This is a genomic window from Shewanella sp. A22 (genome assembly GCF_053850585.1).
The window spans coordinates 1-14394 of sequence record NZ_JBSQBN010000057.1; the positions used below are offsets into that span (position 1 = coordinate 1).

The window sequence follows — 14394 nt, forward strand, 5'->3', positions numbered from 1 at the left end:
GTCTCTCAGGTATTCCACTTCTGTGTTACATCGATTTAAAAGGCAACAACCATTTCTACATCAATGTGCCTTGAATTGAAAAACCTGAGAGACTCTGAACTGACCAGATATTTAATGGGATTGGTATTACATATAGTCTCTCGGGAACGTTGTTAGAAACAAAGAAGGCGATAGGGAGTTTTTAATCGAAGCAGGGCTAAACCAATAATTCCTAACAGTGGTCTGGTAGGAATAATCAGCAGATTATTCGTTGCTTACTGGCAGCTTTTAGCCTTTAAACATTTGTACACTGTCGTCGCTCTCTTGCTCTTTTGATGGTGCAGGAACTGGTGGGTTAGCGATATGATCTTCTAAGTTTTCTTTTAACATGGCTTTGAATTCATCTGAAAACCAAGCTAATGCATGATCTTTTTCTGTGGCAAGATCCGCTGATTTTATGGCTGCCTCGAATGCGTTAAAACGGGCTGAAGCAAATCTCATTGCTGTGCCCACTTTACCGATATCATTTTCTTGTTGGCTTAGTTGATTTGCTAAGGCAATAAATTGGTCAGCTATTTGATACATTGTTAATTCTGTTTTGGGTTCAGACATCGGATCCACTTAATTGGTTAGTAATTTTCCATTGAGTGTACCGTTTTTGAATGTAAATATCAGGTAAAAAATTAGCTATTGGGATCTGAATCTATCAAGACTTGGCCGTTACGTGAATCATAATATATAGAGGTTAATGTCAGTGAATTGCTGTGATAGCGGCATTGGTCTGGGCTTATATACTCAATTTTATAATCAGAGATTTCTTTATCTACACTATCAGAAACACTTGGGGGATCCTGTAGAATTGTCATCCAGACGGAGAAACAGTCATAAATATTATCGAGTCTTGGGAACGCTTCATAAGGCTGATAATTTTGTGCCGGATAACCCCACTGGTTCATATCCAGTTCGCCATCAGTTCCGGTTTGGTTGAAAATAGCTAAATTATCTGCTGGACCTGTGTATCCCATCGCAGCCCATTTTACATGAGCTAACGTTATCGCTGAAGAAAATGCACCGCCAGTAGCTTTTACTGTGGCGATTTTGGCATCTTGGCCTAAATCTAAAAATTTAGGTAATGCCACCACGGCAAGTATCCCTAGAATAATAATGACCACCACTAATTCTATTAGAGTAAATCCAAACTCATTTGTGTTTTTGTGGTTACTTAGTGACATCATACTTATCATGTTTTATGTGTATTAACGAAGCTCCTATAATAAACTAAATTGATATCAGTGGGTTAATTTTTGAGTACACAGTGCTTAATGAAAGGATGAATATGACCAAAGATTGGCAAGCGTTTATTCAACAGCAACAGCGTCAAACTTACTACCAGCGGTTACAGTCGTTTATTACACAACAACGTAATGAACATAAAACGATATATCCGCCTGAAGATGAAGTGTTTAATGCATTTACGCTAACACCGCTAGATAAAGTCAAAGTGGTGATCATAGGGCAAGATCCATATCATGGACCTAAGCAAGCCCACGGACTGTCTTTTTCGGTTAAAAACGGCATTAAGCCACCGCCATCATTAGTTAACATTTATAAAGAGCTGCAAAATGATATAGACGGCTTTGTTTTTCCCAACAGTGGCAACTTGACTTCTTGGGCAAAACAAGGGGTTTTGTTATTAAATACCGTATTGACCGTTGAGCAGGGGAAGGCACATTCGCATGCAAAAGCTGGATGGGAAGCGTTTACTGATAATGCGTTAGAACGGTTAAATCAGCAATCGTCGCCGATTATATTCGTTTGTTGGGGTAATCATGCCATTAAAAAGGGCCGTTTGATCACAGCATCTCATCATTATGTATTGAACGGTCCACATCCATCGCCGTTATCAGCTTATCGTGGATTTTTGGGCTGCGGTCATTTTTCAAGCATAAATAAATTGTTAATTGAACAAGGTTCAGTACCGATAAATTGGCAAATTTGATAATAAAAGCGGTATGAATATAATATTCATACCGCTTTTATTGGTGGGTCATCATTAGCAACTGAATATGATCGTTAGATGTTTAGTTATTGCGATTAACGGATAAGTGAGCCAATGAAATTAATGCTTGTTTGTAGTCACTATCAGGAAAGACATTAAGTGCGTCAATGGCTTTTTGTGACTCGGCTTGCGCTTTTTCTTGCGTATAAACCAATGCACCAGATTCATCTAAAGCAACTAAAATCTCATCAATTGCTTTAGTGCCATCACTTTGTTCGATCGCTTCTCTTATGAGTTTTTTAGCTTTGTCCGACCCATTTTCCATTGCATAAATTAACGGTAAGGTGGGTTTACCTTCGGCAAGGTCATCACCAATGTTTTTGCCTAGTTCGTCAGCGTTAGCTGTGTAATCCAGTAAATCGTCAGTGAGTTGAAAGGCTGTGCCGAGATATTTACCGTAATCAGCTAATGCTTGTTCTTGCTCTGGGCTCACATTGGCTAATACGCCGGCTAACTGAGTTGCCGCTTCAAACAATTTTGCAGTTTTGCAGTAAATGACCCGCATATAGTTTGCTTCTGTGGTATCGGGATCATTACAGTTCATTAGCTGCAGTACTTCACCTTCAGCGAGCACGTTGGTGGTATGAGCAAGAACTTGGAGCACCTTCATGTTATCGAGGTCGGTCATCATTTGAAATGAGCGAGTGTATAAAAAGTCACCTACGAGAACGCTGGCACTATTACCAAACAATGCATTGGCAGTTTCGCGGCCTCTTCGCAGCGTTGACTCATCAACCACATCGTCGTGTAATAACGATGCTGTATGGATAAATTCAATAATGGCTGCGAGTTTAAGGTGCTGCTCGCCTTTATAGTCAACGGTCCGGGCGGCTAAAACTGATAATAACGGACGTAAACGTTTACCACCGCCATTGATAATGTAAAAACCTAATTGGTTAATTAGGGCTACATCTGACTCAAGTTGTTTATATATCAGCTGATTGACTGCTTGCATATCAGTGTCAGCCAGTTGACGAATGGCGTTTAAATCCATAATAGTCTCTGGTTGTTGGGCGACAGGGTTCGCACCCTTAATTAGTATATCGAATTAGAGCGCATATCTTACAGGATATCTGCGCTATTTTTCAAAGTATGTATTTGTATAATTGAGCTTAAATACCCCTGATTTTGCGAAAAACTGTTTAATTCCTATCAATTTACCTATAAAATTTAAGCATAATTGAGCGAAAACATGTTAACTAAATTTTGATGCTGGCACATTAGCTATTAATGAATAGTGTGCAGTAATAAGGTCTTTTTTATTTGATTGTGAATTAGGGCTTGCCGGATTACGATTCTTCGCGTAGAATCCGCGCCCATTGTCATTAAAAGTTTTTTAGCACCTAGTCTCGTCAATAATATGAGTTAGCGTGTTAGTCATTTGGAGTGAAATAGCTATGTACGCTGTTTTTCAAAGTGGCGGAAAGCAACATCGTGTTGCTGAAGGTCATACAGTTCGTTTAGAGAAATTAGAAGTTGCTACTGGTGAAACCGTAGAATTCGATCAAGTTTTATTGATCGCTGATGGTGAAACAGTGCATGTTGGTGCTCCTTTAGTTACTGGCGGTAAAGTCGTAGCTGAAGTTGTTGGACACGGTCGTGGCGAAAAGGTAACTATCGTCAAGTTCCGTCGTCGTAAGCATCACGACAAGAAAATGGGCCACCGTCAGTGGTTCACTGAAGTTAAAATCACTGCGATTAACGCATAATTTAGGAGTCTAACTCATGGCACATAAAAAAGCTGGCGGTTCTACTCGTAACGGCCGCGATTCAGAAAGTAAACGTCTTGGTGTTAAACGCTTTGGCGGTGAATCAGTTCTAGCTGGTAATATTATCGTTCGTCAACGTGGTACTAAATTCCACGCTGGTGTAAATGTAGGTGTAGGTCGTGACCACACTTTATTTGCATTAACAGACGGTAAAGTAAAGTTTGAAGTTAAAGGTCCTAATAACCGTAAGTTTATTAGCATCGAAGCTTAATTCTTTATAAGCTAGATCTCGAAAGCCCTGCCTATGGTGGGGCTTTTGTGTTTTTTATATCATTAAACTAAAGTTGATAGTTTAATGATTTTGTTTATATGCAGTAGGCGATATCGTGATGAATGCTATCTTCAGCGCTTTCCTGCAAATCCCATTAATTTGGGGTTATAATTACAGATTAAGTGGCGTCAGGAGTCAGTATGAAGTTTGTTGATGAAGCGAATATTCGTGTAGAAGCAGGTGACGGCGGAAGCGGTTGCGTGAGTTTTAGACGTGAGAAATATGTCCCAGATGGTGGTCCAGATGGTGGTGATGGTGGCGATGGTGGCAGTGTATATCTGCAAGCTAATGAAAACCTCAATACACTAATTGATTACCGTTTTACTCGTTTTCATATGGCTGAACGTGGCTCGAATGGCCGCGGTCGTGATTGTACTGGTCATGGTGGCAGCGATTTAATCCTTCAAGTACCTGTAGGCACTCGAGCCATCGATCAAGAAACCGAAGAATCTCTTGGTGATTTGACTGCGCATGGACAGAAGCTTCTTGTGGCTAAAGGTGGTTTTCACGGTTTAGGTAATACTCGCTTTAAAAGCAGTACTAACCGTGCTCCACGTCAAAAGACCTTAGGCACCCCCGGTGAAGTACGCTCAATCAAGCTAGAGCTGTTGTTGCTTGCTGATGTCGGCTTGTTAGGCATGCCAAATGCAGGGAAATCAACCTTTATCCGTGCAGTATCGCGTGCAACACCTAAAGTTGCTGATTATCCTTTTACCACATTAGTTCCTAATCTTGGTGTGGTTAACCCGCGTCCTGGGCAGAGTTTTGTTATCGCAGACATTCCTGGTTTGATTGAAGGTGCCGCAGATGGTGCAGGTCTTGGTATCCGTTTCTTAAAGCATTTAGAACGTTGCCGTATGTTACTGCATATTATTGATATTCTACCTATTGATGGTTCTGACCCTGTGCATTCTGCACGTGCTATCGTGGGCGAATTAGAAAAATATTCACCTAAGTTAGCGGCGAAGCCTCGTTGGTTAGTATTTAACAAAACTGATTTGTTACTGGAAGATGAGCTGCAAGAGAAAATAGATCATATTGTTAAAGAGCTCGATTGGCAGGGTGATGTATATACTATGTCAGCTTTTAATCGAAATGGTACTGAAGAGTTAAGCATAAAGATGCTTGATTATATAAGAGCTTTACCTGCCATTGTCGAAGAAGTGACCCCAGACGCTGATGTCGAGTTTAAATGGGATAATTATCATAGTGGCGCAGATGAAAACGCGAATGAAGATTATGATGATGATTTTGACGATGATTTCGATGATGATGATTATGATGTAGAAGTTATCTATCAACGTTAATTTGCTCATTTGAGAATATCGTGTACGCAGATAGCCAAAATGATATTACCCGCCTTGTAGTGCGCAGTGCGCAGCTACTGTTGGCTTATGGTGCTGAGTCTGATCTCGTTGAAGAGATCAGCCAGCGTTTAGGTAAAGCGCTAGGACTTGCCAGCGTTGAATTATCTATTTCATCGAATGCATTAGTATTAACAAGCTTGGTGCATGGTCGATGTATTACCACTACCCGGCGTATTCGTGCTCATGGCATTAATATGATGGTGATTTGTGAGCTTCAACGAATTTGTATACTGGCAGAAAAGGGCATTTATGGTGCTAATGAAGTTAGGCGACGTCTTGCACACATTAAACCTAAAGCTTATCCAGCAATAGCTTTAGTCCCAATGATAGGGTTGTCATGTGCTAGTTTTTGTCATTTATTTGATGGTGACCTAATCGCCTGCATTATTACCTTTTTTGCCTCATCGATTGGTATGATGGTACGTTTGTTTCTTGCCTCTCGGCATTTCAATTTACTCGTTAATTTCTCATTGACTGCATTTGTGATTACAGCCGTAGCCCAAATTAGTTATATGTGGCCGATGACCAATACTCCTCAAGCTGCAATGGCCGCAAGTGTGCTGATGCTCGTCCCTGGATTTCCGTTAATTAATGCAATTTCAGATATGGTTAAAGGCCATATGAATGTGGGGATTTCCCGTTGGGGTCATGCTACCTTATTAACCTTGGCGTCGGTTATTGGTATTACGATTGCGATGCAAATGGGCGGAATTTTCTAATGTTGTCCTTTCTTAATGTGTTACTTCATGATGCCTTTTTTTCTGCTATTCCTGCAGTTGGTTTTGCCATGGTCTTTAATGTTCCACGACGCTATTTAGTTTATTGTGCCATCGCAGGAGCCATCGGTCATAGTTCAAGAACCTTTTTATTACATTTTTCAATGCCTGTTGAATGGGCTACCTTTGTTGCAGCAGCTATTGTTGGGGTGATAACTATTCAATTTGCTAAACGTCATTTAGCACCACCTTTAATGTACGCTGTAGCAGCCATTATTCCTATGGTCCCAGGAACTTATGCATTTAATACTGTTATTGCATTAATTCAGTTAACAGCTCAAAGCCAAGTTAGCCCTGAACTTACTGCACAAGTTATCTTAAATGGGCTGAAAACGGTGTTTATTTTAGGCGCCCTTGCCGTTGGGCTAGCGCTACCTAGCTTACTTTATTACCGCACTAGACCGATTATTTAATCATAAGGAGTTAGCTTTAATGCGTATTGCAATGATTGCCGCAATGGCCAATAACAGAGTCATAGGGAAAGATAATAAAATGCCATGGCATTTGCCTGAAGATTTACGCCACTTTAAAGCTATTACCTTGTCTAAACCTATTGTGATGGGGCGGAAAACATTTGAATCAATTGGGCGGCCACTACCTGGAAGACTCAATATAGTGATAAGTCGTAATACAGAGTTTAGCCCTGAAGGCGTAACTTGTGTAACAAATTATGAAGATGCAATCGCTGCAGCGGGTGAGTGTGAAGAGTTAGTTATTATAGGCGGTGGGCAACTTTATGCTCAATTATTACCTAAAGCCGACGTTTTATACCTAACTATGATTGATTTAGACACTGATGGTGACACTTTCTTTCCCGATTGGGATGATGGCTCTTGGGTTTTACAGAATTCAGAAACTGCAACAAACGACAACGGATTGCAATATAGCTTTAACACACTCGTTAAAAAGTGTTAAATTAGTCGCGTTTAACCCTGAAATAAAATGAACCAGTTATTTTGAACAGAAATTGAGTTCATTGCCTACAATTATAAAGATTAAAGGAGTGTCAGATGCGTCTATTGCCTGTAGCTATTGCAGCCCTGATTGCAGCATCTTTTGTGTCAGCCCCTGCTATTGCCGATACAGAACAATTAGTTGCAAATATTTGTGATTATGTAAAATCAGACGATAAAAGCCGTTTACGTAAAAAAATGAAAGAGAGTCGAGTTAAGTTACGTAATATCTACACTGGTATTTCTTGTGATGGCAGCAGTTTATTGCGTACTGCCTACAAGTCGAATGCTGCTGACGTCGGTGAGTTTATCGCGAAACGTTTGCCTACATCTGATCTTGCTGCACCTGAAGCTGATGGCAAAACTATTTTAGATTGGGCTTCTGCCAATGGTCACGATGCTAGCGTTATTACCGCTGCCATTAAAGATCGTCTTGGGTTGTAAAGCTAAGTCTATTGTTCAATAAATAAAGCAGTCAGTACCATAAACTGAAATAGAAATGCCGATAAGAAATTATCGGCATTTTTTTATATTAATAATCTGATCGATACTTAGTATAAGATAGGGGCAAAAAAGGCCCTGTGAGGGCCTTTTTGATAATCCTTACATCAATGTATTAACTAAACCTTGAACTCGCGTACAGATGCTTGTAGCTCTTCTGCAAGCATAGCCACTTGGTGGCTTGATTGCGCGGTTTGATCCGCTCCGGTTGAGGTTTCTTCAGAAATTGATGCTATATGCTCTAGTTTTTCTGAAACTTGTTGGCTAACAATATTCTGCTCTTGGGCAGCATTAGCAATATGGTTACCAGAATCATAGGCTTTATGAACCGACTGGCTAATTGTTTCCAAGGCTAAGTTTGATTGCTCATTTTTTTCAACACAGCTATCTGCTTGTGTACGGCCTAATTCCATTACTGCTACAGCTTCTTGTGTGCCGAGTTGTAATACTTCAATCATTTGTTGAATTTCACTGGTTGAATGCTGAGTACGTGATGCCAAATTACGCACTTCATCTGCAACAACGGCAAAACCTCGTCCTTGTTCACCCGCCCTAGCTGCTTCAATAGCGGCGTTAAGGGCAAGCAAGTTTGTTTGGTCAGCAATCCCACGGATAACGTCTAAAATAGAACCAATTGATGCACTATCAGAATGTACTTTGTTAATAACAATACCAGCTTTAGCGACTTCTTCTGCAAGAGCAATAATTGTATTTTTGCTCTCTTCTGCAAGAGTACGCATGTGTTGTGTTTCTTGGTCCGCTTGTTTGATTTCATTCAGTGCTTGGTCTGCACTCATTGATACTTGTTGCGCACTTGAGCTCAATTCTGTGGTTGCCGCAGCAACTTGGTCAACTTGGCTCTTTTGCTCTTGAATCCCAATGGTTGTTTGCGAAGTAATTGCTGAGGTTTCTTCGGCTGCCGCAGCTAACTGGTTTGAGCGGTCAACAATACCAATGATCAGGCTACGCAAGCTATCGACTAGACTGTTACAGTTTTTGGCTAATTCAGCAAATTCGTCGTGGCCGCTATCATCTAATTTATGGGTCAAATCACCCGAAGCTAGCACGTTCAATGCTCGGTTAACTTTTTCAAGTGACTTGGTTAATGGTTTAACCACTGCGATACTGACAATAATAGCGACGACAATGGCCGTTAATACCACTAATAAGGTTTTTATGGCTGCCGAATCGATAATGTCGATAGCTGCAGAGCTGATTTCGCCTGCAAACTTATCGATTGATTTGGCTAATACTGTCATTCTTTTATTAACGTCTTTAGCAGCACTTTGCGTCGATGCTAGCTGTTTTTCAGCCGCAAATTCATGCTGTAGTTGTTTCTGCTTTAATGTTTGAATGGAGTTGCTACCATCAAGAAACGCCAATACTTTAGCTGATTCTGCTGCGAGATCTTCAAGTGTTGAACTGCTTACAACGCCTTCGCCTTGACGATTAATGTAGTTAAGCTTTGCTTTGACTTCGCTCATCATGTAATTCAGCTCTTTGATGATGAGGTCATACTTACTTTGTTCTGTTGATCCAACAAGATCATAAATGGTGGTAATCATGTTGATAAACGTTGTGTCAACTAAACTTGCAGATGCCGCGAGGCTTTGCTCTGTTGCATCTTCACTGGTTTCAAGGTCAATGATATCAAGTAAAATTGACGATGCATCATCTGCTGCGTTTTCAAAATTACTGCGTAAGCTCAGTAATTGCTCTTGTTGTTTTAATGAACTTTCACGTTCATTTAGCATGCTCGCAGCGCTTTTTTCGTAGACTCGATAATTTTTGGTGAGTTCGCTGAGAGGCGCTGTCAGTTGCTGTTGTGATTTGACTAGACTAGCTAAACGATTCAATTCCTGCTCAAACGCATTGTCTAGTTCGGTTAGCTTCTTTGTGATAGCAGGTATTTTTGACGAACGGGAACTGTAATAAGCCAACAAAGATTCATTTTGTTGAGTGCTCAAATTTTCGCTTAGAATACTTGTTGATTCTAGCGCGGGTAAACTCACCGTTTTAAGAATTGTGGTCCCATCTTTAATGCTGTTATTACTCAGAAGAGTGACACCACCGAGGATCATCAGTAACAGCGTCACTACGGTAAAACCGCCAATGACTCTGGTCGCTACATTAATTTTCATACAGTACTCCGGGTATTTTTATTTTGATCCTGATTTTTTTATTATCTTGTTGCCATCACATATTACTATACAGCATTTAATATAGGGCAAATGTTTTTCAGGTAAGTGTAATAAATTGTACAGTTAACTATCGGCTAAATGGTACTTTAGTTTAAGGTTAAATTAAGCTTTTTTTGGGTGATATATTCATTTTTCTCAAGATGCCACAATGTTAAATGTTCTCCCCAGCAACAACCTGTGTCTAATGCAAGAAAACGTGCATCATTTGTGTGGCCCATGAGTGCGGCCCAATGTCCGAATACGAGTGTGTTGTGTGTTGCTGTTTGCGATGGAAATTCAAACCATGGGCGTAATGTAGCAGATTGCTGTTTGCTCGGGGGGAATTTACATTTAAAATCGAGACTACCATCGAGGTGCAAAAATCTCATTCGAGTTAATGCGTTGATACAATAACGAAGTCTCGCAATACCCTTTAATGTTGCTGACCATGGCTCGGCTTGCTCTGTATACATTTTAGCGATTAATGCTGTTAAATAATCATCTTGCAGTAATGCTTGGCTAACTTGCTGTGCTTCATATTCAAGGGTTGATATATCCCATTGGGGAGGGACACCAGCGTGGGTCATGATGATATTGTGTTCGGGCAAGGTTCTAACGAGTGGTTGTTGGCGGATCCAATTGACCAAGTTATCGATATCGGGGGCGTTGAGTAATTCCTCAAGATGGTCTTGCGGGTGGGCTCGTTTTAACTTTCCGTGTAAAGCCAATAGGTGTAGATCATGATTGCCCAGAACCACTTTTGCTGAATCTTGTAATGATTGAAAAAAGCGGAGTGTTGCAAGTGATTCTGTTCCTCGAGCAATGAGGTCGCCTACAGCCCAAAGTTGATCTTTCGATGGATTAAAGGCCACTTTTTGCAATAGTCGTTGCAATTCTGAGTAACAGCCTTGAACATCGCCAACAAAATAGTGCGCCATAAGTTATTGAAGTATCCCTGGCACAGCAAGACGGAAGGGAGGAATAGTGGCTAAAAACCGTTTGCCTTTGTGGTCTTCCATTCCGTAAAACCCTTGCATAAAGCCCACAGGTGTTTCCATCATAGTGCCACTGGTATATTGGTAAGCTGTATTTGGATCTATTGTCGGTGTTTCGCCAACGACTCCTGGCCCTTTCACTTCACTTTGTTCGCCATTGGCATCAGTAATTATCCAATGTCGGTCTTTGAGGGTCACTTTTGTATCACCTAGGTTGATGATAGTAATGGTATAGCTAAAAAGATATTTACTCTCGGCAACATCAGATTGCTGTTCTAAATATTGAGTGTCGATTTTAATTTTAATAGGCGATTTATCCAGGCTCATTTTACGTCCTAAAGCGAAAGGGCATGCTCAATATAGCATGCCCTTGTAATTAATCTTTTTTGTCACACAGCATATTAGCCATAGCCACATATTGCGAAACGCTAATTTGTTCTGGCCGCAGACTCGAATCTATTTGCAGTATTGCAAATTCGTCGTCTGATATTAATGCCTTCAAATTATTTCGCAAGGTTTTACGGCGCATATTAAATGCTGTCGTGACCAAGTGTCTTAATACATCGACATTTTGGCACGGCCAAGGTTTGACTTCGTAAGGTAACAATCTTACTACCGCAGAATCCACTTTTGGGGCTGGAGTAAAGCTTGTTGGTGGTACTTCTAATACGGGCACCACTTGACAAAAATATTGTGCCATAACGGTTAACCGGCCGTAAGCTTTAGTGCCAGGGCTTGCCGATAAACGCAAAACAACTTCTTTTTGCAACATAAAGTGCATAGTTTCTATTTGTTCTGCAAACTCAAACAAATGAAACATCAATGGCGTTGAAATATTGTAAGGAAGGTTTCCAAACACTTTCATTTTTTTGCCAGGCTGTTGCAATTGGCTAAAATCAAATTGTAAAGCATCACCTTGGTGAATGGTTAATTTGTCTTTTAGTATTGGGTGTTGTTGTAAACGTTCAACCAAGTCGCGGTCTAATTCAACAACGGTTAAATTATCAATTGAATCTGCAACGGGCTCTGTTAATGCACCAAGGCCGGGTCCAATTTCGACCATGACATGATCATTATCCGGTGAAATGGCCCCAACAATACGGCTAATTACGCCTTCATCGGTTAAGAAGTTTTGTCCAAAACGCTTTCTGGCCGTGTGGCCTAAATGTACTTTATTACTCATTAAAATGGGTTACTTACTTTTAGAGGCCAATTCGATGGCCTTGTTTAATGCACAGGTAAAACTGCCGCAATCCGCTTTACCACTGCCGGCTAATTCTAGCGCGGTACCGTGATCGACTGAAGTGCGGATATAAGGTAAACCTAAGGTGATATTGACCGATTTACCAAACCCTAATGATTTAAGTACAGGTAATCCTTGGTCATGATACATGGCTAATACCACGTCAGCTTGTTCAAGATATTTTGGCTGGAATAAGGTATCTGCTGGCAATGGGCCAACAATATCCATGCCTTGTTCTCGTAATTCGTTGAGCGCAGGTATGATGATATCAATTTCTTCTCGGCCTAAATGACCGTCTTCTCCAGCATGCGGATTAAGCCCACACACATAAATCTTGGGTGAACCCAAACCAAATTTACTCACCAACTCACGGTGTAAAATACTAATAATGTGATGCAGTCTGTCGCGGGTAATGGCCTTAGCAACATACGCTAAAGGAATGTGAGTGGTCATTAGTGCCACTTGTAAACCAGGAGCTGCCAGCATCATGACAACATCTGCGCAATTGGCTTGTAGAGCAAAAAACTCAGTATGACCACTAAACGGAATGCCCGCTTGGTTAATAATACCTTTATGTACAGGGCCAGTTACGACGGCGTCGAATTCATTCGACATATTTTTCTCGCCGGCATAGCGTAATGTTTCGACGACATAAGCACTGTTAGCCTCATTCAATACACCGCATTGAACTTCTTCGGCTAATGTAAAAGGCGCAATAGTTAATGTTCCTACTGCTTGTGGCTTTGGCGGCTGCGACGGCTGATAAGGCCTAAGTTGTAGAGGTAATCCAAGCATTTTAGCTCGTGACATGAGCAAATTGGGATCGGCACAAACAACTAACTCAACAGGCCATGCCTGTTGAGCGAGTTTGATGACTAAGTCTGGACCAATACTTGCTGGTTCACCTGGGGTGATGGCAATACGTTTAGTCATTAATTTTGCTTAACCTCGTCTGCTTTCTGGCTCAACGATTTGGATATACGCTTCTGCACGCATTTCGTCTAACCAGTTTTGTAGCTCTTCATTAAACTTACGACGGAAGATTAACTGATGAGCACGGTTACTGTTAAATTGTTCAGTTGCATCGGTTTTACGACGCGATTCAAGTTGGACAATATGCCAGCCGTGAGTTGAACGGAACGGCTCGCTGATTTGACCTTCTTGAAGGCTTGCAAGGGTTTGCGAAAACTCAGGCACATACATACCAGGATCTGCCCAGCCTAATTCACCACCTTTTGCAGCTGATCCTGGATCTTCTGAGTATTGGGTGGCGAGTTTAGCAAAGTCAGCTTCGCCAGCACGAATTTGAACTAAGAAGTTAGTTAGCATCGCTTTAGCACGATCTTCCGATAAAATTGGAGATGGTTTTAAGAGGATATGACGTGATTTGACCTCATCAACTTCTTTTGTTTGTAAGCCACGAGTGTCAACGACTTTAATGATATGAAAACCAGAGCCTGACTTAATAGGACCAAGTATGTCTCCTTTTTTTGCGCTACTTACGACTTCTGCAAACAAGGTAGGCATTTCATTAATGTTCATAAAGTCCCATATGCCGCCTTCCAGTGCTTTAGGTCCAGATGACGATGCGATAGCTGTACTGCGGAAATCATCACCATCTTTTAAGCGCTTAAGCACGATTTCTGCACGACGGCTAGCATTCTCAAGCTGTTCACTCGTTGGGTTACTTGGTACTTCAATCAGAATATGACCAATTTGAAACTCAACATCTTTTAAACCTTGCTCTTGAATCAATTTAACTAACCCATTGATTTCTTGAGGTGAAACTTGAATTCGGCGTTGCACTTGAATACGCTGAATTTCACCTAGAGTGATTTCCTGACGCAATTGTTCGCGATATTGACTAAAGCTCGTTCCTTCACTTTCAATTGACTGTTGCATTTGAGCAACCGTCATATTTTGTTCTTTTGCAATATTTTCAATCGTTTGATCTAATTGTAAATCACCAATCTGTAAGCCGATACGCTCAGCCATTTGCATTTGTAAATGGGTTAAAATGAGGCGTTCAATGACCTGAGTGCGCAAGGCTTCATCAGATGGCAGAGTTTGGTTAGCGGCCTTAGCATTAGCCCTAACAGTGGTAACCATGTTGGCGATTTCACTTTCTAGAATGATACCATCATTAATTTGTACTGATACGCGATCTAATGGCACTGGCGCGGCAAAGCTAGTGTGGCTTATTGCCAGTGCTAATAATGCAAAAATTATTTTTTTACTGTGTTTCATCCACTAAATCCTTTGGCACATTCAATTCAATATAAACAGGCGATATATCGCCGA

17 protein-coding genes are annotated in these 14394 nt (G+C 41.0%); 8 read left to right on the forward strand and 9 right to left on the reverse strand.

Annotated elements, in window-relative coordinates:
• Window positions 1-267: 267 nt before the first annotated feature.
• Window positions 268-591 (reverse strand): DUF3144 domain-containing protein, encoded by a 324-nt coding sequence (locus ACWXWT_RS11575; RefSeq protein WP_456041739.1) that lies wholly within the window; start codon window positions 589-591, stop codon window positions 268-270.
• Window positions 592-662: 71 nt separating this feature from the next.
• On the reverse strand, window positions 663-1223 hold the full coding sequence (locus ACWXWT_RS11580; RefSeq protein WP_456041740.1) for a type II secretion system protein: 561 nt from the start codon (window positions 1221-1223) through the stop codon (window positions 663-665).
• A 92-nt stretch (window positions 1224-1315) separates the two neighbouring features.
• Here ACWXWT_RS11580 and ung point away from each other — a divergent pair, with 92 nt between their 5' ends.
• Window positions 1316-1978, forward strand: a complete 663-nt coding sequence (gene ung, locus ACWXWT_RS11585; RefSeq protein WP_456041741.1) for a uracil-DNA glycosylase — start codon at window positions 1316-1318, stop codon at window positions 1976-1978.
• An 82-nt stretch (window positions 1979-2060) separates the two neighbouring features.
• Here the strand turns inward: ung and ispB are convergent, their stop codons facing one another.
• On the reverse strand, window positions 2061-3032 hold the full coding sequence (ispB, locus tag ACWXWT_RS11590; RefSeq protein ID WP_456041742.1) for an octaprenyl diphosphate synthase: 972 nt from the start codon (window positions 3030-3032) through the stop codon (window positions 2061-2063).
• 403 nt (window positions 3033-3435) lie between these two features.
• Between ispB and rplU the strand changes: the two genes are divergently transcribed.
• From rplU to ACWXWT_RS11625, 7 genes are all read left to right on the forward strand, one after another.
• The gene (gene rplU, locus ACWXWT_RS11595) at window positions 3436-3747 is read left to right on the forward strand and encodes a 50S ribosomal protein L21 (RefSeq protein ID WP_456041743.1); all 312 of its coding nucleotides are present in this window, start codon (window positions 3436-3438) and stop codon (window positions 3745-3747) included.
• A gap of 16 nt (window positions 3748-3763) precedes the next feature.
• Complete coding sequence (gene rpmA, locus ACWXWT_RS11600; RefSeq protein ID WP_011621691.1) at window positions 3764-4018, forward strand: 50S ribosomal protein L27; 255 nt, start codon at window positions 3764-3766, stop codon at window positions 4016-4018.
• A 200-nt stretch (window positions 4019-4218) separates the two neighbouring features.
• Window positions 4219-5385, forward strand: coding sequence for an Obg family GTPase CgtA (gene cgtA / locus ACWXWT_RS11605; protein WP_456041744.1), 1167 nt, complete (start codon window positions 4219-4221; stop codon window positions 5383-5385).
• Window positions 5386-5405: 20 nt separating this feature from the next.
• Window positions 5406-6164: a threonine/serine exporter family protein gene (locus ACWXWT_RS11610; protein WP_456041745.1), complete on the forward strand. Its 759-nt coding sequence runs from the start codon at window positions 5406-5408 to the stop codon at window positions 6162-6164.
• On the forward strand, window positions 6164-6634 hold the full coding sequence (locus ACWXWT_RS11615) for a threonine/serine exporter family protein (RefSeq protein WP_456041746.1): 471 nt from the start codon (window positions 6164-6166) through the stop codon (window positions 6632-6634). Before ACWXWT_RS11610 ends, ACWXWT_RS11615 begins: the two co-directional genes overlap by 1 nt.
• A 19-nt stretch (window positions 6635-6653) precedes the next feature.
• Complete coding sequence (folA, locus tag ACWXWT_RS11620; protein WP_456041747.1) at window positions 6654-7136, forward strand: type 3 dihydrofolate reductase; 483 nt, start codon at window positions 6654-6656, stop codon at window positions 7134-7136.
• 95 nt (window positions 7137-7231) lie between these two features.
• Entirely contained in the window at window positions 7232-7618 is a 387-nt protein-coding gene (locus ACWXWT_RS11625) for a DUF3718 domain-containing protein (RefSeq protein ID WP_456041748.1), read from the forward strand.
• Window positions 7619-7794: 176 nt separating this feature from the next.
• On the opposite strand, the gene ACWXWT_RS11630 is transcribed toward ACWXWT_RS11625, so the two are convergent.
• The 6 genes from ACWXWT_RS11630 to surA form a co-directional block, all read right to left on the reverse strand.
• Window positions 7795-9816 (reverse strand): HAMP domain-containing methyl-accepting chemotaxis protein, encoded by a 2022-nt coding sequence (locus tag ACWXWT_RS11630; protein ID WP_456041749.1) that lies wholly within the window; start codon window positions 9814-9816, stop codon window positions 7795-7797.
• A 146-nt stretch (window positions 9817-9962) separates the two neighbouring features.
• On the reverse strand, window positions 9963-10793 hold the full coding sequence (locus ACWXWT_RS11635) for a symmetrical bis(5'-nucleosyl)-tetraphosphatase (RefSeq protein ID WP_456041750.1): 831 nt from the start codon (window positions 10791-10793) through the stop codon (window positions 9963-9965).
• A gap of 3 nt (window positions 10794-10796) precedes the next feature.
• Window positions 10797-11177 (reverse strand): Co2+/Mg2+ efflux protein ApaG, encoded by a 381-nt coding sequence (apaG, locus tag ACWXWT_RS11640; RefSeq protein WP_456041751.1) that lies wholly within the window; start codon window positions 11175-11177, stop codon window positions 10797-10799.
• 49 nt (window positions 11178-11226) lie between these two features.
• The gene (gene rsmA / locus ACWXWT_RS11645; RefSeq protein WP_456041752.1) at window positions 11227-12033 is read right to left on the reverse strand and encodes a 16S rRNA (adenine(1518)-N(6)/adenine(1519)-N(6))-dimethyltransferase RsmA; all 807 of its coding nucleotides are present in this window, start codon (window positions 12031-12033) and stop codon (window positions 11227-11229) included.
• 9 nt (window positions 12034-12042) lie between these two features.
• Window positions 12043-13026, reverse strand: coding sequence for a 4-hydroxythreonine-4-phosphate dehydrogenase PdxA (gene pdxA, locus ACWXWT_RS11650; protein WP_456041753.1), 984 nt, complete (start codon window positions 13024-13026; stop codon window positions 12043-12045).
• A 9-nt stretch (window positions 13027-13035) separates the two neighbouring features.
• Window positions 13036-14340, reverse strand: coding sequence for a peptidylprolyl isomerase SurA (surA, locus tag ACWXWT_RS11655; RefSeq protein WP_456041754.1), 1305 nt, complete (start codon window positions 14338-14340; stop codon window positions 13036-13038).
• Window positions 14341-14394: the final 54 nt, after the last annotated feature.

Bases quoted from the DNA above. Each gene is read 5' to 3' on its own strand.
- ACWXWT_RS11630 (WP_456041749.1), bottom strand. From the start codon at position 9,816: ATGAAAATTAATGTAGCGACCAGAGTCATTGGCGGTTTTACCGTAGTG.
- apaG (WP_456041751.1), bottom strand. From the start codon at position 11,177: ATGAGCCTGGATAAATCGCCTATTAAAATTAAAATCGACACTCAATAT.
- ispB (WP_456041742.1), bottom strand. From the start codon at position 3,032: ATGGATTTAAACGCCATTCGTCAACTGGCTGACACTGATATGCAAGCA.
- rplU (WP_456041743.1), top strand. From the start codon at position 3,436: ATGTACGCTGTTTTTCAAAGTGGCGGAAAGCAACATCGTGTTGCTGAA.
- surA (WP_456041754.1), bottom strand. From the start codon at position 14,340: ATGAAACACAGTAAAAAAATAATTTTTGCATTATTAGCACTGGCAATA.
- rpmA (WP_011621691.1), top strand. From the start codon at position 3,764: ATGGCACATAAAAAAGCTGGCGGTTCTACTCGTAACGGCCGCGATTCA.
- pdxA (WP_456041753.1), bottom strand. From the start codon at position 13,026: ATGACTAAACGTATTGCCATCACCCCAGGTGAACCAGCAAGTATTGGT.
- rsmA (WP_456041752.1), bottom strand. From the start codon at position 12,033: ATGAGTAATAAAGTACATTTAGGCCACACGGCCAGAAAGCGTTTTGGA.
- folA (WP_456041747.1), top strand. From the start codon at position 6,654: ATGCGTATTGCAATGATTGCCGCAATGGCCAATAACAGAGTCATAGGG.
- ung (WP_456041741.1), top strand. From the start codon at position 1,316: ATGACCAAAGATTGGCAAGCGTTTATTCAACAGCAACAGCGTCAAACT.
- ACWXWT_RS11575 (WP_456041739.1), bottom strand. From the start codon at position 591: ATGTCTGAACCCAAAACAGAATTAACAATGTATCAAATAGCTGACCAA.
- cgtA (WP_456041744.1), top strand. From the start codon at position 4,219: ATGAAGTTTGTTGATGAAGCGAATATTCGTGTAGAAGCAGGTGACGGC.
- ACWXWT_RS11625 (WP_456041748.1), top strand. From the start codon at position 7,232: ATGCGTCTATTGCCTGTAGCTATTGCAGCCCTGATTGCAGCATCTTTT.
- ACWXWT_RS11635 (WP_456041750.1), bottom strand. From the start codon at position 10,793: ATGGCGCACTATTTTGTTGGCGATGTTCAAGGCTGTTACTCAGAATTG.
- ACWXWT_RS11615 (WP_456041746.1), top strand. From the start codon at position 6,164: ATGTTGTCCTTTCTTAATGTGTTACTTCATGATGCCTTTTTTTCTGCT.
- ACWXWT_RS11580 (WP_456041740.1), bottom strand. From the start codon at position 1,223: ATGATAAGTATGATGTCACTAAGTAACCACAAAAACACAAATGAGTTT.